Source organism: Streptomyces sp. NPDC032472 (assembly GCF_040636955.1).
In the GTDB taxonomy this organism is placed as follows: domain Bacteria; phylum Actinomycetota; class Actinomycetes; order Streptomycetales; family Streptomycetaceae; genus Streptomyces.
On record NZ_JBEZVK010000028.1, the window covers coordinates 1 to 17,427 of the forward strand.

At 74.1% G+C, this 17,427-nt stretch carries 15 protein-coding genes; 13 read left to right on the forward strand and 2 right to left on the reverse strand.

Annotated elements, in window-relative coordinates:
• Positions 1–350: 350 nt before the first annotated feature.
• Positions 351–1,088, reverse strand: coding sequence for a DUF2470 domain-containing protein (locus tag AB0F11_RS20270; RefSeq protein ID WP_362175393.1), 738 nt, complete (start codon positions 1,086–1,088; stop codon positions 351–353).
• Between the two features lie 218 nt (positions 1,089–1,306).
• On the opposite strand from AB0F11_RS20270, the gene AB0F11_RS20275 reads away from it, so the two are divergent.
• The 4 genes from AB0F11_RS20275 (at position 1,307) to AB0F11_RS20290 (ending at position 4,066) form a co-directional block, all read left to right on the forward strand.
• On the forward strand, positions 1,307–1,702 hold the full coding sequence (locus AB0F11_RS20275) for a cell division protein SepF (protein ID WP_361902684.1): 396 nt from the start codon (positions 1,307–1,309) through the stop codon (positions 1,700–1,702).
• Positions 1,703–1,769: 67 nt separating this feature from the next.
• Positions 1,770–3,050, forward strand: a complete 1,281-nt coding sequence (locus AB0F11_RS20280; protein WP_362175396.1) for an ATP-binding protein — start codon at positions 1,770–1,772, stop codon at positions 3,048–3,050.
• A complete protein-coding gene (locus tag AB0F11_RS20285; RefSeq protein ID WP_362175398.1) occupies positions 3,047–3,460 on the forward strand; it encodes a nucleotide pyrophosphohydrolase in 414 nt (137 codons plus the stop codon). Before AB0F11_RS20280 ends, AB0F11_RS20285 begins: the two co-directional genes overlap by 4 nt.
• 120 nt (positions 3,461–3,580) lie before the next feature.
• Positions 3,581–4,066 carry a DUF6099 family protein gene (locus tag AB0F11_RS20290; RefSeq protein WP_362175401.1) on the forward strand — a complete coding sequence of 162 codons (486 nt, stop codon included), beginning with the start codon at positions 3,581–3,583 and terminating at the stop codon, positions 4,064–4,066.
• Positions 4,067–4,305: 239 nt separating this feature from the next.
• Here AB0F11_RS20290 and AB0F11_RS20295 read toward each other — a convergent pair whose 3' ends face one another.
• Positions 4,306–4,572: a hypothetical protein gene (locus AB0F11_RS20295; RefSeq protein WP_362175618.1), complete on the reverse strand. Its 267-nt coding sequence runs from the start codon at positions 4,570–4,572 to the stop codon at positions 4,306–4,308.
• A gap of 230 nt (positions 4,573–4,802) precedes the next feature.
• Between AB0F11_RS20295 and AB0F11_RS20300 the strand changes: the two genes are divergently transcribed.
• The 9 genes from AB0F11_RS20300 to AB0F11_RS20340 all read left to right on the forward strand — a co-directional run bounded on the left by AB0F11_RS20300 (position 4,803) and on the right by AB0F11_RS20340 (position 17,259).
• Positions 4,803–5,726: an LLM class F420-dependent oxidoreductase gene (locus tag AB0F11_RS20300; protein ID WP_362175404.1), complete on the forward strand. Its 924-nt coding sequence runs from the start codon at positions 4,803–4,805 to the stop codon at positions 5,724–5,726.
• Between the two features lie 16 nt (positions 5,727–5,742).
• Entirely contained in the window at positions 5,743–6,642 is a 900-nt protein-coding gene (gene mmuM / locus AB0F11_RS20305; RefSeq protein ID WP_362175407.1) for a homocysteine S-methyltransferase, read from the forward strand.
• A gap of 38 nt (positions 6,643–6,680) precedes the next feature.
• Entirely contained in the window at positions 6,681–8,195 is a 1,515-nt protein-coding gene (locus AB0F11_RS20310; RefSeq protein ID WP_362175410.1) for a 3' terminal RNA ribose 2'-O-methyltransferase Hen1, read from the forward strand.
• Entirely contained in the window at positions 8,192–10,768 is a 2,577-nt protein-coding gene (locus AB0F11_RS20315; protein ID WP_362175413.1) for a polynucleotide kinase-phosphatase, read from the forward strand. The genes AB0F11_RS20310 and AB0F11_RS20315 overlap by 4 nt, the downstream gene beginning before the upstream one ends.
• 158 nt (positions 10,769–10,926) lie before the next feature.
• The gene (locus tag AB0F11_RS20320; RefSeq protein WP_362175415.1) at positions 10,927–11,427 is read left to right on the forward strand and encodes a hypothetical protein; all 501 of its coding nucleotides are present in this window, start codon (positions 10,927–10,929) and stop codon (positions 11,425–11,427) included.
• A gap of 88 nt (positions 11,428–11,515) precedes the next feature.
• Complete coding sequence (locus tag AB0F11_RS20325) at positions 11,516–12,742, forward strand: arginine deiminase (protein ID WP_362175418.1); 1,227 nt, start codon at positions 11,516–11,518, stop codon at positions 12,740–12,742.
• 186 nt (positions 12,743–12,928) lie between these two features.
• The gene (gene argF / locus AB0F11_RS20330) at positions 12,929–13,945 is read left to right on the forward strand and encodes an ornithine carbamoyltransferase (protein ID WP_362175421.1); all 1,017 of its coding nucleotides are present in this window, start codon (positions 12,929–12,931) and stop codon (positions 13,943–13,945) included.
• 223 nt (positions 13,946–14,168) lie between these two features.
• Positions 14,169–14,996, forward strand: coding sequence for an enoyl-CoA hydratase family protein (locus AB0F11_RS20335; RefSeq protein ID WP_362175424.1), 828 nt, complete (start codon positions 14,169–14,171; stop codon positions 14,994–14,996).
• 4 nt (positions 14,997–15,000) lie between these two features.
• Entirely contained in the window at positions 15,001–17,259 is a 2,259-nt protein-coding gene (locus AB0F11_RS20340) for a bifunctional salicylyl-CoA 5-hydroxylase/oxidoreductase (RefSeq protein WP_362175427.1), read from the forward strand.
• The last annotated feature ends 168 nt before the right edge of the window (positions 17,260–17,427 follow it).

The window sequence follows — 17,427 nt, forward strand, 5'->3', positions numbered from 1 at the left end:
CGCGCCGCCCGGCCGCCGCGGGCCCGCGCCCCCCGGCGGGCGCCCCCGGACCCCCGGGGGGGGGGCCCCCCCCCCCCCCCCCCGAAACCCGGCTCCCCCGGGCACCGGGCTCCGCCCGGACCCTCCCCCCGGACTTCGTCCGGGGGGACCCCCACTCAAACGCCGGCGAGGCTGATTTTGCCGCCCCCGGCTTCGAACGCCCCAGGGCTGGAGTCAGCCCCCGGCTTCGAACGCCGCCCGGGGTTCGGCATATCCAGCCCCGCCGGCGTTTGAGGCGCAGGGTTTGGGGCGGAGCCCCAAGGGACCCGGCTCCGCCGGCAAGCCCCGGCACCGGCCCCCGCGCCACGCCGTCAGGCGGGAAGGGTGTTGGGGTGCGAGCGGCGGCGGGCCGCGCTGAACAGGGCCTGGATCTGCGCCCCCGACTGCTCGACGTCGTCCAGCGGCGAGGGGAACGGGAGCCGGACATCGCGATGCCCGCGCCGCTCCTCCAGGCGGAGCGTGAGTCCGTAGCGGTCCATGGCGAGGGGCAGCGCCCGCACCAGGACCGCACCGGGCCGCGGCGCGACCAGGCGGAGCAGCAGCGTGACGAGTTCGGCGTGGTCGTCCAGGAGATGCGTGAGCATGCCCGCCTCGTACGGGGCCAGCGGGTCCGGCCGGGCCGCTTCGAGCTCGTCGAGGCCGATGTACGTGCGGCCCTCGCCGGTCTCCAGGACGGCCCGGCCGAACTCCATGCAGGTGGAGGCGGGGCCGTCGGGGCCGACCGGATCGGCGGTGCCATCGGTGTACGGGGTCAGGAGGCGGCCCAGGATCGTGACGCGGGCGCGGACCCGTTCCCGTACGGGGGTGGGGGCGACGTCGGTGAACTCCAGCCGGACCGCGGCCCGGTGCTCGGCGTGTCCGCCGGGCTCGGCGGGGTGCAGGTGCAGCCGGCCCAGGGGGTCGGTGCCGTCGAGGTGGCGGACCTCGCTGCGGCGCCCGTCGGTGACCACGGTCATGGAGTGGGCGGCGGCCAGGACCGACCGGACCCGCTCGGCGTCGGTCGGCCGGCGGACGGCGGCCGGGATGTCGGGGGCACCGGGCATGCGCATGCGGATCTCTCCAGGGACGTCGGACAGGTGGACTGACGGACTGACGGAACGAACGAGCAAACGGAACCGCTCTACTTAGGTATGCCTAACCTAACCCATCACTCTCCCGGTCGGCACCCCCGTGTGCCCCGAGGCCCGCTCGTGTCGTTGTTGGGCTGAACGGGTGAAACACGAGAGGATGGGGGGATGCACATGAAGCGCACGGCCGAGGCGGCCCGGTGAGCAGGTACGACGTCACGGACGAACAGTGGGAGGGGCTCGCGCAGGTGGTCCCCCTGCGCAGTCGCAACGAGTGGCCCTCCCGGGTGGACCACCGCACGATCCCCACGGCCCCCGAAGCGGCGGCTGCGGAACAGCGGCGCTTCGTCGTGATCCGGGTCCAGGTCTTCGCCGACGCGCGGGAGGTGGCCGAGTACCTGATCGCTCAGATCCCGGTGCTGCTCGACCTCACCGGCGCCGACACCGAAGTGGCCAAGCGGATCCTCGACTTCAGCAGCGGAGTCGTCTTCGGCCTGGGCAGCGGGATGCACCGGGTCGACCGGAACGTCTTCCTGCTCGCGCCCGTCGGGACCGAGGTGGAGGGGATCGCGGCCGCCGCCGTCCCCCGATCGTAGGAAGGTCGCCGCGACGGAACGGTTCACCGGGCCCGCCGGGGCCCCGGTGACACGTACCGTCCGGCGCATGGACGCCACCTCGCCCGCCGCCTTACCGGCGGCCCCTCCGCCACGCCCTGCCGGACCGCACTCCGCCCCGCCGACCGCCGCCGTCGGGGCCACGGCTGTCGGGGCCGTCGTCGCCGGCGGGGCCCGGGGCGGGGGCGCGGGCGGGCAGGAGGGCCGGCATCAGCGGCCCGTCGTCACCGAGTTGCGGCTGTCCGCGTACGGGGTGCACCGCAAGGCCGTGTTCCCGCTCGGGCCGGTCGCCCTCTTCACCGGGCCCAGCGGCAGCGGCAAGTCCCAGGCGCTCGCGGCCTACGGGGCCCTCGCCGCCCTCGGCTCCGGCGCCACCCTGGCCGAGGCCTTCCCCGACGCGGCGGCCCGCATCCCCGAGTGCGCCACCGCCGACGCGCAGGGACGGCGCGGCTTCCGCATCGGCTGCACCGTCGACGGCCCCGCCGGGCCGGTCCGCCTCGACCTCGCCGTCCAGGCGGAACCCGACCTGCGGATCGCCGGCGAACGCCTCACCGCCGGCGGCGAGATCCTGCTCGCCACCGCACTGCGCGACCCCGGCCGCCGCTCCGTGCAGGCGGCCTGGCCCACCGGCGGCTCCGCCGGCCGCACCCGGGCCGCGATGCCCGACGACCGCCTCGGCACCGCCCTGCTCCCGCTCCGCGTGGCCGGTGCCACGGCCGCCCAGCGGCAGGTCCTCGCCGCCGCCGAGCAGACCGTGGTGGCCCTGCGCTCGGTGTTCGCCTGCGACCCGCGCCCCGAGGCGATGCGGAACGCCGTCCCGCCGGGGGAGGGCCGGCTGCGCGGCGACTGCGCCAACCTGGCCGACGTGCTGCGCCGTACCCGCCACGAATGCGGCACCCGCCACGCCCTGCTCACCGCCGCGGCCCGCGCCGCCTGTGCGGGCCCGGTGCACGGCCTCGGCGTACGGGCCCGGGCGGGCGGCCCCGTCACGGCGGTGCTGGACCGCGGCCCCGGCCGGCCCGCGACCGAGCTGGCCCGGCTCGGCGCCGGCGAGCTCCGCTTCCTCGCGCTGGCGCTGGTCCTGCTCACCGGCCCGGGCGTCCTCGCCATGGACCCTGCGGCCGAACTCCCCTCCGCCCGGCAGGCGCTCACCGTCCTCACCGACGGCTTCGACGCCGCCATGGACCGCCGGCAGAACGCCGAGCTGCTGCGCCTGGCCCTGCTGTCCTGTGCGCGCGGCCACGTCCGCCTGGTCGCGGCGGTCGGGCAGGAGACCGCGGCGGCCGCCCGCGGGGTCCCCGGGGTCGCGGTGGTAGACCTGGGGGCATGAGCGACACGCACGACTCGCACGAGACGAACGAGCAGCCGCGGCCGCAGCCGGACGGCCCGGAGGAGCGGCTGCACCGGCTGCAGCGGCGGCTCGCCGACTTCGCGGCGGCGCGCGGCTGGGAGCCGTACCACACGCCCAAGAACCTGGCCGTGGCGCTGAGCGTGGAAGCGGCCGAACTGGTCGAAATCTTCCAGTGGCTGACCCCCGAACAGTCGGCGGCGGTCATGGAGAAGGAGGAAACCGCGCACCGGGTGACCGATGAGGTGGCCGACGTGCTCGCGTATCTGCTGCAATTCTGTGAGGTCGTCGGGGTGGATGTGCTGGATGCGCTCGCCGCGAAGATCGAGAGGAACGAGCTCCGCTTCCCCGTGCCGGGGGCTCCGACCGCAGATCGTCACTCTTCGGAGTGACGACGACATCCACAACCATGTTTGTGTCCACAGATTTCCGAATACCCCTGGCTTTACTGGCTCATTGCCCTCACTCTGGGTAGTGAGAACGGCGGATGTCGTGCGGACGGGGGACGGCATATGGATGCGGTACGGCTCATCGCGGCGGGCCGGCACGCGCTGGCACAGAGCGGGGAGGCGATGGACATCGTGGGCGAGGCCTGGCAGGCCCAGGCGCTCACGCAGGGGATGGGAAATTGGCTGGCGGTCAGCGGACCGCGGGAGCTGAGATCGGAGGCACGGGGGCTGGGGGAAGCGGGAGGCAGAGGCTGCGGGGTGTTCGACAGAACCGCCCTGCGTGAGGGGGATCGCGCACCGGAGGGCCCGCCGAGAGCGGTGCAGCTGACGGGGATCGCGGATGTCCGGCAGGCCATGCTCGGACTTCAGGCGCTGCTTGGCGAGGTGGGCATCGCCCTGGTCGGGGTGGCGTGCGGGACGGACGACGAGAGCCTGTACTGGCAGTGCATAGAGTCCATAGACGCGGCCGACGAATCGAGTGACCGGGTCCGCGCGATCCTGCGCCGGATCGTGGTCCGGGAGCGCGGGTCGGCCTCGGGCGTGGCCTGACCGGGGGCGGCCGACCGACGGGGTCCCGTCACGCCCGACGGGACCCGCAGCCGATCCGGCCGGGCCGGGCCGATCGGACCGCCAGGGTTGACCGGACCGCCAGGACTGGTCGGACCGCCAGGGTGATCGGGTTTGATCGGGCTGATCGGGCTGATCGGGCCCATTCCGCCGACCGGGCCGATCCAGGCGATCGGGCTCGATCGGACCCGATCGGAGCGGTCGGACCCGGTCAGGGCCGTTCAGAGCGAACGGGGAGCGGGCCGCTCGTCCTCGGGGGTGCGGCTGCCCGGGGTCAGCGGTGTGCCGGGGGTGCGGTCCGCGGAGGACTGGAGGTCGGCGTCGAGCTTCGACAGATCGGCGTTGAGCGCGGCCATCAGCTCTTCCATCTGCTGCAGCAGGCCCTTCGGCGCGCCGCCGGCGGGGGCTGCGGCGGTCTCCCCGCGTACGTGGTCGTGTGCTGCCTGTCCGGTCTGTCCGGGATGCTCGGGCGCGGACTCGTAGGACATGGCGGCCTCCTCGGCCCTGGCCCTTCCGAAGCGGAAGGGTGCGGTGGACGCACCGGCGAAAGGCCGCCGGCGCGCGGGCCGGGCGGTCCGGCTCCGTCCGAGCAACGATCACCCTCCGGGGCTGGTCACTGGGCGGGCGGGGGGCGGACGCAGGGTTGACGCAGATTCACCCTGCCGGGGTGGAGCGGGGGCGCCGCGCAGCGGCTCCCGGGAGGGGCAGGATGGAAGCCATGGACCTCCGAATTTTCACCGAGCCCCAGCAGGGCGCCGACTACGACACGCTCCTGGCGGTGGCCAGGGCCACCGAGGAACTCGGGTTCGATGCGTTCTTCCGCTCCGACCACTATCTGAAGATGGGCGCGGGGGACGGGCTGCCCGGGCCCACCGACGCCTGGATCACCCTGGCCGGGCTGGCCCGCGAGACCAAGCGGATCCGCCTCGGCACCCTGATGACCGCCGGCACCTTCCGGCTGCCGGGGGTCCTCGCCATCCAGGTCGCCCAGGTCGACCGGATGTCGGGCGGGCGCGTCGAACTCGGCCTGGGCGCCGGCTGGTTCGAGGAGGAGCACAAGGCGTACGGGATCCCCTTCCCGGCGGAGCGCATGGCCAGGCTCGAAGAGCAGCTGGCCGTCATCACCGGCCTGTGGGCGACCGAGCCCGGAGCCACCTTCGACTACGCCGGCACCCACTACCGGGTGGAGGGCTCGCCCGCCCTGCCCAAGCCTGCCCAGGCCAAGGTGCCCGTGCTCATCGGCGGCCACGGTGCCCGGCGCACCCCGCGCCTCGCAGCCCGGTACGCGGACGAGTTCAACATGCCGTTCGCGTCGATCGACGACAGCCGGCGGCAGTTCGCGCGCGTGCGCCAGGCCGCCGCGGAGGCCGGCCGCAAGCCCGACGACCTCGTCTACTCCAACGCCCTCGTGGTCTGCGTCGGCAAGGACGACGCCGAGGTCGCCCGCCGCGCCGCCGCCATCGGCCGTGAGGTGGAGGAGCTGAAGGCCAACGGCCTGGCCGGCTCGCCCGCCGAGGTCGTCCACAAGATCGGCACCTACGCGGCCATCGGCTGCTCCCGCGTCTACCTGCAGGTACTCGACCTCGACGACCTCGACCACCTGGAGCTGATCTCGGCCCAGGTCCTGTCGCAGGTCGGCTGAGGGAGGCCGAGGACCCGTGCCCCGTGCGTCCGGCCCACTCGCCGAAGCCCTCTCCCGCCGAATGGTCGTCCTGGACGGCGGGCTCAGCAACCAGCTCGCCGAGCAGGGCTGCGACCTGTCCGGCGGCCTCTGGTCGGGCCGGGTGCTCGCCGAGCGGCCGGACCAGGTCCGGGCCGCGCACACGGCGTACGCACGGGCCGGCGCCGAAGTGCTGATCACCGCGAGCTACCAGGTCGGGTACGAGGCCTTCGCCGCGCACGGCTACGGCCGCGCCGAGACCACCGCCCTGCTGCACCGCAGCGTCGGCCTCGCCGCCCGGGCCGCCGAGGCCGCCGACCACGAGGTGTGGGTCGCCGCCTCCGTCGGCCCGTTCGGGGCGGTGCTCGCCGACGGCTCCGAGTACCGCGGCCGCTACGGCCTCGGCCGGCGCGAGCTCGCCGCCTTCCACCGGCCCCGCATCGAGGCCCTGCTGGAGGCCGGCCCCGACGTGCTGGCGGTGGAGACCATCCCCGACGCCGACGAGGCCGAGGCGCTGACCGCCGTCCTCGCCGAGACCGGGGCCACCGCCTGGATCAGCTACACCGTCGCCGCCGGCCGGACCCGCGCCGGCGGCCCCCTGTCCGGGGCTTTCGCCCTCGCCGCCGAGTCCCCGCAGGTCATCGCGGTCGGCGTCAACTGCTGCGACCCGCAGGACGTGCTGCCCGCCCTGGAGGCCGCCGCCCGCGCCACCGACAAGCCGCTGCTGGCCTACCCCAACGACGGCTCCGTGTGGGACGGGGCCACCGGCACCTGGCGGTACCCGCCCGCCCCCGCCCCGTGGCCCACCGCCGCCTGGCAGCGCACCGGCGCCCGCCTCATCGGCGGCTGCTGCCGCATCGGCCCCGACCGGATCGCCGCGCTGGCCGCCGGAAAATGAGGCGCACCGCACCCGGGTGACCAGCAAGAATCGGCCGTGTGTTCCTGACGATCTCCACCACCGGTACCCCCGAGCGCCCCGCCACCGACCTGGGCTTCCTGCTGCACAAGCACCCCGGCAAGGCGCAGGCGTTCCCCACCTCCCACGGCACGGCCCACGTGTTCTACCCCGAGGCCACGGCCGAGCGCTGCACGGCCGCACTCCTGCTGGAAGTGGACCCCGTCGCCCTCGTGCGGCGCGGCCAGGGCAAGGGCCGGGGCGGAGCCCCCGACGCGGCACTGGCGCAGTACGTCAACGACCGGCCCTACGCCGCGTCCTCGCTGCTCGCCGTCGCCCTGCGCGGGGTGTTCGCCAGCGCGCTGAACGGCAGGTGCGCCGCCCGCCCCGAGCTGGTGGACCGGATCCGCCCGCTGCGGATCGAGATACCGGCCCTGCCCGCACGCGGCGGCCCGGAGCTGGTGCACCGGCTGTTCGACCCGCTCGGCTGGGACCTCGTACGCCCGGAGCCCGTCCCGCTCGACGAGCAGTTCCCCGAGTGGGGGGACTCCCGGTACGTGCGCCTCGTCCTGGAGGGCGAGCTGCGGCTCACCGACGCGCTGCGCCAGCTGTACGTCCTGCTGCCCGTGCTCGACGACGCCAAGCACTACTGGGTCGCCCCCGACGAGGTGGACAAGCTGCTGCGGGCCGGCGACGGCTGGCTCGCCGCCCACCCCGACAACGCCCTGATCACCTCCCGCTACCTGGCCCGGCACAAGCGGCTCACCCAGAGCGCCTTGGAGCGCCTGGAACTGGCCCGCCTCGCCGAGGCCGACGGCAGCGAGGCCGAGGAGCTCGACAACGCCGTTGACGAGACCACCGACACCGAGGAGCGGCCGGTCCCGCTCGCCGTGCGGCGTCGCGAGGCCGTCCTCGCCGCGCTGCGCTCTGCCGGCGCCGCCCGCGTCCTCGACCTCGGCTGCGGCCAGGGCCAGCTGGTGCAGGAGCTGCTGAAGGACGTCTCCTTCACCGAGATCGTCGGCGTCGACGTGTCGATGCGGGCCCTCGGCACCGCCGCGCGGCGGCTGCGGCTGGAGCGCATGGGGGAGAAGCAGGCTCAGCGCGTCCGGCTGCTGCAGGGCTCGCTGGCCTACACCGACAAGCGGCTGGCCGGCTACGACGCGGCCGTGCTCAGCGAGGTCATCGAGCACCTGGACCTGCCGCGGCTGCCGGCGCTGGAGTACGCGGTGTTCGGCTCGGCCCGCCCCCGCACGGTCCTCGTGACCACCCCGAACGTCGAGTACAACGTGCGCTGGGAGAGCCTGCCCGCCGGGCAGGTCCGGCACGCCGACCACCGCTTCGAGTGGACGCGCGCCGAGTTCCGCGAGTGGGCCGGCGCCGTCGCCGGACGGTACGGCTACACCGCGGAGTTCGTGCCCGTCGGGGACGAGGACCCCGAGGTCGGACCGCCCACCCAGATGGCGGTCTTCACCCTGGTCGCCGGCGACACGACCCACACAACCAACGCAACCACCACGACCGACACCGACACCCCGAAGGAGGGCGAGGCGGCATGACCACCACCGACACCACCCCAGCCACCACCACCGGCACCCACCGCGTGCTGCCCGTCACCGACCTGTCCCTGGTCGTCCTCGTCGGGGCCACCGGCTCGGGCAAGTCCACCTTCGCCCGCAGGCACTTCAAGCCGACCGAGGTGCTCTCCTCCGACTACTGCCGCGGCCTGGTCAGCGACGACGAGAACGACCAGGGCGCCAGCAAGGACGCCTTCGACGTCCTGCACTACATCGCCGGCAAGCGCCTGGCCGCCGGCCGCCTCACCGTCATCGACGCCACCAGCGTCCAGCAGGAGGCCCGCCGCCAGCTCGTCCGCCTCGCCCGCGAGCACGACGTGCTGCCCATCGCCATCGTCCTGGACCTGCCCGAGGCGGTCTGCGCCGAGCGCAACGCCGCCCGCCCCGACCGCGCCCACCTGCCCCGCCACGTCATCCAGCGCCACCGCCGCGAGCTGCGCCGCTCGCTGCGCGGCCTGGAGCGCGAGGGCTTCCGCAAGGTGCACGTCCTGCGCTCCGTCGAGGAGGTGGAGAGCGCCGAGATCGTGCGGGAGAAGCGCTTCAACGACCTCACCCACCTCACCGGCCCCTTCGACATCATCGGCGACATCCACGGCTGCTCCTCCGAACTGGAGACCCTGCTCGCCAAGCTCGGCTATGAGGACGGCGCCCACCCGGAGGGCCGTACCGCCGTGTTCGTCGGCGACCTCGTCGACCGCGGCCCGGACAGCCCCGGAGTGCTACGGCGTGTCATGGGCATGGTCGCCTCCGGCAACGCCCTGTGCGTGCCCGGCAACCACGAGAACAAGCTCGGCCGCTACCTGAAGGGCTCCAAGGTCCAGCTGACCCACGGCCTCGCCGAGACCGTCGAGCAGCTGGCCCGCGAGCCCGAGGAGTTCGTCTCCGAGGTCCGCACCTTCATCGCCGGCCTGGTCAGCCACTACGTCCTCGACGGCGGCCGGCTCGTGGTCTGCCACGCCGGTCTGCCCGAGAAGTACCACGGGCGCACCTCCGGCCGCGTCCGCGCCCACGCCCTGTACGGGGAGACCACCGGCGAGACCGACGAGTTCGGGCTGCCCGTGCGCTACCCGTGGGCCGAGGACTACCGCGGCAAGGCGGCCGTCGTCTACGGGCACACCCCCGTCCCGGACACCTCCTGGATCAACAACACCATCTGCCTCGACACCGGGGCCGTCTTCGGCGGCCGCATGACCGCGCTGCGCTGGCCGGAGCGCGAACTGGTCGACGTCCCGGCCGAGAAGGTCTGGTACGAGCCGGTCAAGCCGCTCGCCACCGCGGCGCCAGGCGGCCACGAGGGCCGCCCGCTGGACCTGGCCGACGTGCACGGCCGCCGCACCGTGGAGACCCGCCACCTGGGCAACGTCGCCGTCCGCGAGGAGAACGCGGCCGCCGCCCTGGAGGTCATGAGCCGCTTCGCGGTGGACCCGAGGCTGGTGCCGTACCTGCCGCCGACCATGGCCCCGGCCGCGACCGCCGCCGACGGGCACTTCCTGGAGCACCCGGCGCAGGCGTTCGCCCAGTACCGGGCCGACGGCATCGCCCAGGTGGTCTGCGAGGAGAAGCACATGGGCTCCCGCGCCACCGTCCTGGTCTGCCGGGACGCCGAGGCGGCGCGGACCCGCTTCGGAACCGACGGCGCCGCCACCGGCTCGGTCTACACCCGCACCGGCCGGCCCTTCTTCGCCGACCCCTCCACCACCGAGCAGGTCCTCGACCGGATCCGCCGGGCGGTCACCGCCGCGGGCCTGTGGGAGGAGCTCGCCACCGACTGGCTGCTGCTCGACGGGGAACTGCTGCCCTGGTCGCTGAAGTCCGCCGGCCTGCTGCGCCACCAGTACGCGGCCGTCGGCGCGGCCTCCCGCGCCGTCTTCCCGGACGCCGTCGCCGCCCTGGAGGCGGCCGCCGCCCGCGGCGTGGACACCGGCGACCTGGCCGCCCGCCAGCGGGACCGGGCTGCCGACACCGCGCGGTTCACCGAGGCCTACCGGCGCTACTGCTGGAGCACCGACGGGCTGGACGGCGTACGGTTCGCGCCGTTCCAGCTGCTGGCCGCGGCCGGGCGGTCGCTGGCCGCGGTGCCCCACGACGAGCAGCTGTTCTGGATCGACCGGCTGGTCGACGCCGACGAGGCCGCCGGCACCGGGCTGCTGCGGCGCACCGCCCGGATCCTGGTCGACCCGGCCGACGAGGACTCCGTGCGGGCGGGCACCGACTGGTGGCTGGAGCTCACGGCCGCGGGCGGCGAGGGCATGGTTGTCAAGCCGCTCCAGGCGTACGCCCGCGACGGCAAGGGGCGCCTGGTCCAGCCCGGCATCAAGGTGCGCGGCCGCGAGTACCTGCGGATCATCTACGGCCCGGAGTACACGCGTCCGGAGCAGCTGGAGCGGCTGCGCGGGCGGTTCCTCGGGCACAAGCGGTCCCTGGCGCTGCGCGAGTACGCGCTCGGGCTGGAGGCCCTGGACCGGCTGGCGGCCGGCGAGCCGCTGTGGCGGGTCCACGAGCCGGTGTTCGCCGTGCTGGCCCTGGAGTCGGAGCCGGTCGACCCGCGGCTGTGACCGCGGGCGCCGTCCCGGCGTAAAGCGAGTGCCCCCGTACGGCCCCGAATTAGGTCGTATGGGGGAACTTTCCCCGGGAACGCCGGGAAAACCGCGGGCGGGATCGTTCATCCAGGGCAGCGGAATGTCCGCGACCCTGGAAGGACGGAACGTCACCTATGAAGATGACCGCGCGCGGAAGCCTTGCGGCGCTCATGACCTGTATGGCCGCGGCGGGCGCGGCCACCCCGGCCGCGGCCGACGCGGTGCCGGTGTCGGTCCCGCTGGACGCCGTGAAGACCACCCTGGGCGTGGACACGCCGCGCGTGGGCACCGGCGTGCCGGTACCGGTCGTCGGCGCCCCGGAGGTCCGCCACCACTCGGGCGACCTGCTCCCCGCCTCCCTGGTGCCCGTGGTGCCCATCGGCACCGACCTCGGCAGCACCCTGGTCAGCACCCCGGTGCCCAACCTGCTCGGCGACCCGGCCACCGACCAGGAGGGCGGGCTGGAGGCGCCGGCCACCCCCCTGCGCGCCAAGACCCCCGGCGTGGGCCTCGGCGGCCTGCTGACGGCGCCGGACGCCGGCAACTCGGGTGTGCCGAACCTGGCCAAGCCCGAACTGGGCGTGATCGCCCCGGAGCTGATCGGGACCCCGTCGGCGCTCCTCGGGCTGCGCTGACCCCGCGCGGCGCGGCCCGCCCGGGCCCTCTGCCGGAACTGGTCGAACGCCACGTCAAAAAGCCGTCCGGTCTGCGAACGTGTACGCCATGGGATTCCATGTCGACTCCGAGGCCGGACGGCTTCGCCGCGTCATCCTCCACCGGCCCGATCTGGAGCTGAAGCGGCTCACTCCGAGCAACAAGGACGCACTGCTCTTCGACGACGTGCTGTGGGTGCGCCGGGCCCGCCAGGAGCACGACGGATTCGCCGACGTGCTGCGGGACCGGGGCGTGGAGGTCCACCTCTTCGGGGATCTGCTGCGCGAGGCCCTGGACATCCCCGAGGCCAGACACCTGGTCCTGGACCGGGTCTTCGACGAGAAGGAGTACGGGCCGCTCGCCACCGACCACCTGCGGGCGGTGTTCGACGGGCTGCCGCCGGCCGATCTCGCCGAGGCCCTGGTCGGAGGGATGACCAAGCGCGAGTACCTGGAGCGGCACGCCGAGCCGGTGTCGGTCCGCTTCCACGCCATGGAGCTCGACGACTTCCTCCTCGGCCCGCTGCCCAACCACCTGTTCACCCGCGACACTTCGGCCTGGATCTACGACGGGGTGTCCATCAACGCCATGCGCTGGCCGGCCCGGCAGCGCGAGACCGTGCACTTCGAGGCGATCTACAAGCACCACCCGCTGTTCACCGCCTCCGGCGCCTTCCACTACTGGTCGCAGGGCCAGGCGGACTACCCCTCGACCATCGAGGGCGGGGACGTGCTCGTCATCGGCAACGGCGCGGTGCTGATCGGGATGAGCGAGCGGACCACGCCGCAGGCGGTGGAGATGCTGGCGCGGGGCCTGTTCGCGGCCGGGTCGGCGACCACGATCGTGGCCCTCGACATGCCCAAGCGGCGGGCCTTCATGCACCTGGACACCGTGATGACGATGGTCGACGCGGACACGTTCACCCAGTACGCGGGCCTGGGCTTGCTGCGCTCGTACACCATCGAACCGGGCGCCGGGCTCCAGGAGCTGAAGGTGACGGACCACCCGCCGGAGCACATGCACCGGGCCATCGCGGCCGCCCTCGGGCTGGACTCGATCCGGGTGCTGACCGCGACGCAGGACGTGCACGCGGCGGAGCGCGAGCAGTGGGACGACGGCTGCAACGTCCTCGCGGTGGAGCCGGGGGTGGTCGTGGCGTACGAGCGGAACGTGACCACCAACACGCACCTGCGCAAGCAGGGCATCGAGGTCATCGAGATCCCCGGCAGCGAGCTCGGTCGGGGCCGGGGCGGCCCGCGCTGCATGAGCTGTCCCGTGGAGCGGGACGCCGCGTGAGGCGGTCCGAGACCGTCCGGACCACTCGGGGCGGCCCTGCGGCGCCCGACCGGGCATGATCGGAAGACCACGAGGAGGCAGGGGCGAGGAGGCGAGGCGAGGAACACAGGGGGCGGGCTGTATATGAATACAGATGTTCGTATAGACTTCCAGCCATCCCCTGTCGCCCCACCCTGGAGTACGCCCATGGCCACCGACCTCCTCGGCCGCAGTTTCCTCAAGGAGCTCGACTTCACCGCCGCCGAGTTCCGCGGCCTGGTCGAACTGGCCGCCGAGCTCAAGGCCGCCAAACGGGCCGGTACCGAGCAGCGGCGCCTCCAGGGCCGCAACATCGCGCTGATCTTCGAGAAGACCTCGACGCGCACCCGCTGCGCGTTCGAGGTCGCCGCCGCCGACCAGGGCGCCCACACCACCTACCTGGACCCCGCGGGCTCGCAGATCGGCCACAAGGAGTCCGTCAAGGACACCGCCCGCGTGCTGGGCCGGATGTTCGACGGGATCGAGTACCGCGGCGACAGCCAGGAGGCCGTCGAGGCCCTCGCCGAGCACGCAGGCGTGCCCGTCTTCAACGGGCTCACCGACGACTGGCACCCCACCCAGATGCTCGCCGACGTCCTCACCATGACGGAGCACTGCGCCAAGCCGCTGAACCGGATCGTCTTCGCCTACCTCGGCGACGCCCGCTTCAACATGGGCAACTCCTACCTGGTGACCGGGGCCCTGCTCGGCATGGACGTCCGGATCGTCGCGCCCAAGGCGTACTGGCCGGGCGAGGACGTCGTGGCCCGGGCGAACGAGCTGGCCACGGCGAGCGGCGCCCGGATCACCCTGACCGAGGAGGTCGCCGAGGGCGTCGACCGGGCCGACTTCGTCGCCACCGACGTGTGGGTCTCCATGGGCGAGCCCAAGGAGGTCTGGGACGAGCGGATCGCCGCCCTGGCCCCGTACGCCGTCACCATGGACGTGCTGCGCGCCACCGGCAACCCGGACGTGAAGTTCCTGCACTGCCTGCCGGCCTTCCACGACCTGGGCACCAAGGTCGGCCGGGAGATCCACGAGCGGCACGGGCTGGAGTCGCTGGAGGTCACGGACGAGGTGTTCGAGTCGGCGCACTCGGTGGTCTTCGACGAGGCCGAGAACCGGCTGCACACGATCAAGGCCGTACTCGTCGCCACCCTCGCCCCCGCCCCCTCGGCCGCATAGCCACCGCATAGTCATGCGTGGAGTGCCCGGCGGGGCGCGCTCGCGGGCATCTTCGGGAGTTCGGGGGTGGAACCCCGCAGCGGGGGCCGGGGGCGCAGGCCCCGGTTTCGGGAAGGGGCGGGGTGGGGGAATGCCCGCAGGGCGCGGCGAGCCGACCGATCCGGCCGTTCGGCGTATCGCGTTTCTGTGACGGAGGTCATGACGCGGTGATACCGTCGATGCCGTGAGCCCCTTCATCGGTTCCACACCAGCGACCGAACGGTGGCGCCACCTGCGGGTGAGCCGGCAGGACGGCGTGGCCACCGTCACCCTCGACCGCCCCGAGAAACTCAACGCCCTCACCTTCGGCGCCTACGCGGACCTGCGCGACCTGCTCGCCGAACTCTCCCGCGAACGCTCCGTGCGCGCCCTCGTCCTCGGCGGCGAGGGCCGCGGCTTCTGCTCCGGCGGCGACGTCGACGAGATCATCGGCGCCACCCTCGCCATGGACACCGCCCAGCTCCTGGACTTCAACCGGATGACCGGCCAGGTCGTGCGCGCCGTCCGCGAGTGCCCCTTCCCGGTGATCGCCGCCGTGCACGGGGTCGCCGCCGGCGCCGGGGCCGTCCTCGCCCTCGCCGCCGACTTCCGCATCGCCGACCCCACCGCCCGCTTCGCGTTCCTCTTCACCCGGGTCGGCCTCTCCGGCGGGGACATGGGCGCCGCCTACCTGCTGCCCCGCGTCGTCGGCCTCGGCCACGCCACCCGGCTGCTGATGCTCGGAGAGCCCGTACGCGCCGCGGAGGCCGAGCGGATCGGGCTGCTCAGCGAGCTCACCGAGGAGGGGAAGGCCGACGCCCGGGCCGCCGAACTCGCCGCCCACCTCGCCGCCGGACCCGCCCTCGCCTACGCCCAGACCAAGGCCCTGCTGACCGCCGAGCTCGACATGCCGCTCGGCGCCTCCGTGGAGCTGGACGCCAACACCCAGGCCCTGCTGATGAACGGCCAGGACTACGCCGAGTTCCACGCCGCCTTCACCGCGAAGCGGCCCCCGGAGTGGAAGGGCAGGTAGCGCCATGCCCGTCGCGAGCACGCTCAGCGTCGCGGTGATCGGCGGGGGGCCGGGCGGGCTGTACGCCGCTGCGCTGCTCGCCCGGCAGGGGCACACGGTCGACGTCTGGGAGCGGGGCGCCCCCGACGACACCTTCGGCTTCGGGGTGGTCCTCTCCGACGAGACCCTCGGCGGCATCGAACGGGCCGACACCGAGGTCTACGCCGCCCTGAGCGCCGAGTTCGTCCGCTGGGACGACATCGACATCGTCCACCGCGGCCGCATGCTGACCTCCGGCGGCCACGGCTTCGCCGCCCTCGGCCGGCGCCGCCTCCTGGAGATCCTCCACGCCCGCTGCGCCGACCTCGGCGTCCGCCTGCGCCTGCGCACGCCCGCGCCCCCCGCCGAGGCGCTGGCCGCCTCGTACGACCTGGTCGTCGCCGCCGACGGGGTGCACAGCGCGACCCGGCGCAGCGGCGCCGCCCACTTCCGGCCCACCGTGACGGGCGGGCGCTGCCGGTACATCTGGCTCGCCTCCGACTTCGCCTTCGACGCGTTCCGCTTCGAGATCGCCGAGACCGAGCACGGCGTCATGCAGCTGCACGCCTACCCGTACGCGCAGGACTCCTCCACCGTCATCGTGGAGATGCGCGAGGAGGTCTGGCGGGCCGCCGCCTTCGACCTGTGCGACGAGGCCGAATCGGCGGCCCGCTGCGCCAAGGTATTCGGCGAGGCCCTGCGCGGCCGTCCGCTGCGCGGCAACCGCTCCGCGTGGACCGGGTTCCGCACCGTCGTCAACGAGCGGTGGTCCCACGGCAACGTGGTGCTCCTCGGCGACGCGGCGCACACCGCGCACTTCTCCATCGGCTCGGGCACCAAACTGGCCGTGGAGGACGCGCTCGCCCTCGCCGAGGCCGTCGCCGCCGAGCCCGACGTGCCCGCGGCCCTCGCCGCGTACGAGGCGGCCCGCCGGCCCGCGGTGGCCTCCACCCAGCGCGCCGCGGCCGCCAGCATGCGGTGGTTCGAGGAACTCGCCGGCTACGTCGGCCAGCCCGAGCGGCAGTTCGCCTTCAACCTGCTCACCCGCAGCCGCCGGGTCACCCACGGCAACCTGAGGATGCGCGACGAGCGGTTCACCCGGGCGGTGGAGCGGGACTTCGGCTGCCCCGACGAGGCGACGCCGCCCATGTTCACCCCGCTGCAGCTGCGGGGACTGACCCTGCGCAACCGGGTCGTGGTCTCCCCGATGGACATGTACTCCGCGGCCGACGGGGACGGCATGCCCGGCGACTTCCACCTCGTCCACCTCGGTGCCCGCGCCCTCGGCGGGGCCGCGCTGGTCATGACCGAGATGGTCTGCGTGTCCCCCGAGGGCCGCATCACCCCCGGCTGCACCGGCCTGTACACCGATGCGCAGGCCGCCGCCTGGACCCGCATCGCCGACTTCGTGCACACCTCCGCGCCCGGGACCGCCCTCGGCGTCCAGCTAGGCCACTCGGGCCGCAAGGGCTCGACCCGCCTGATGTGGGAGGGGATGGACGACCCGCTCCCCGAGGGCAACTGGCCGGTGGTGGCCGCCTCGGCGCTGCCGTACCGGCCCGGCGTCTCGGCCGTCCCGCGGGCCCTGACCCGCGCCGATCTGGCCGCGATCCGCGCCGAGTTCGCGGGCGCCGCGGCCCGGGCCGCCGCCTGCGGCTTCGACCTGCTGGAGCTGCACTGCGCGCACGGCTACCTGCTGTCCGGCTTCCTCTCGCCGCTGACCAACCGGCGCCACGACGCCTACGGGGGCAGCCTGGCCGGGCGGCTCCGCTTCCCGCTGGAGGTCTTCGACGCCGTGCGCGAGGTGTGGCCCGAGGACCGGCCGATGACGGTGCGGCTCTCCGCCACCGACTGGGCGCCCGGTGGCACCTCGGCCGAGGACGCCGTGGCCATTGCGGCCGCCTTTGCCGCCCGCGGTGCCGATGCCATCGACGTCTCGACGGGGCAGGTCGTCGCCGACGAGGCCCCCGAGTTCGGGCGCTCGTACCAGACCCCGTACGCCGACCGGATCCGCAACGCGCTGGGCGTTCCCGTCATCGCCGTCGGCGCGATCTCCTCCTGGGACGACGTCAACTCGCTCCTGCTGGCGGGGCGTGCCGACCTGTGTGCGATCGGCCGCCCCCACCTGTACGACCCGCACTGGACGCTGCACGCGGCCGCCGACCAGTCCTACACGGGGCCGGCCGCCCCCTGGCCGGCCCCGTACCGCGCCGGCAGCCGCAAGCCCCCGACGGGCAAGGCCTGACCCTTCACCCCCGCTGCGCGGATCCGTTCCCCTCCCTGGCCCTTCCCGCTGTGCCGGATGTGCGGCTCCGCCGCGTGGCGGGCTCTGCCCGGACCCGGTTCCGGGCGCTTCGCGCCCGGTGCGCTCAAACGCCGCGCGGGCTGGATTCATCCAGCCCCGCCGGCGTTT

What these genes read in the sequence shown, in the direction of transcription:
- AB0F11_RS20280 (WP_362175396.1), top strand. Translation starts at nt 1,770, where the DNA reads ATGGACGCCACCTCGCCCGCCGCCTTACCGGCGGCCCCTCCGCCACGC.
- argF (WP_362175421.1), top strand. Translation starts at nt 12,929, where the DNA reads ATGGCCACCGACCTCCTCGGCCGCAGTTTCCTCAAGGAGCTCGACTTC.
- AB0F11_RS20270 (WP_362175393.1), bottom strand. Translation starts at nt 1,088, where the DNA reads ATGCGCATGCCCGGTGCCCCCGACATCCCGGCCGCCGTCCGCCGGCCG.
- AB0F11_RS20315 (WP_362175413.1), top strand. Translation starts at nt 8,192, where the DNA reads ATGACCACCACCGACACCACCCCAGCCACCACCACCGGCACCCACCGC.
- AB0F11_RS20340 (WP_362175427.1), top strand. Translation starts at nt 15,001, where the DNA reads ATGCCCGTCGCGAGCACGCTCAGCGTCGCGGTGATCGGCGGGGGGCCG.
- AB0F11_RS20295 (WP_362175618.1), bottom strand. Translation starts at nt 4,572, where the DNA reads ATGTCCTACGAGTCCGCGCCCGAGCATCCCGGACAGACCGGACAGGCA.
- AB0F11_RS20320 (WP_362175415.1), top strand. Translation starts at nt 10,927, where the DNA reads ATGAAGATGACCGCGCGCGGAAGCCTTGCGGCGCTCATGACCTGTATG.
- AB0F11_RS20300 (WP_362175404.1), top strand. Translation starts at nt 4,803, where the DNA reads ATGGACCTCCGAATTTTCACCGAGCCCCAGCAGGGCGCCGACTACGAC.
- AB0F11_RS20285 (WP_362175398.1), top strand. Translation starts at nt 3,047, where the DNA reads ATGAGCGACACGCACGACTCGCACGAGACGAACGAGCAGCCGCGGCCG.
- AB0F11_RS20325 (WP_362175418.1), top strand. Translation starts at nt 11,516, where the DNA reads ATGGGATTCCATGTCGACTCCGAGGCCGGACGGCTTCGCCGCGTCATC.
- AB0F11_RS20290 (WP_362175401.1), top strand. Translation starts at nt 3,581, where the DNA reads ATGGATGCGGTACGGCTCATCGCGGCGGGCCGGCACGCGCTGGCACAG.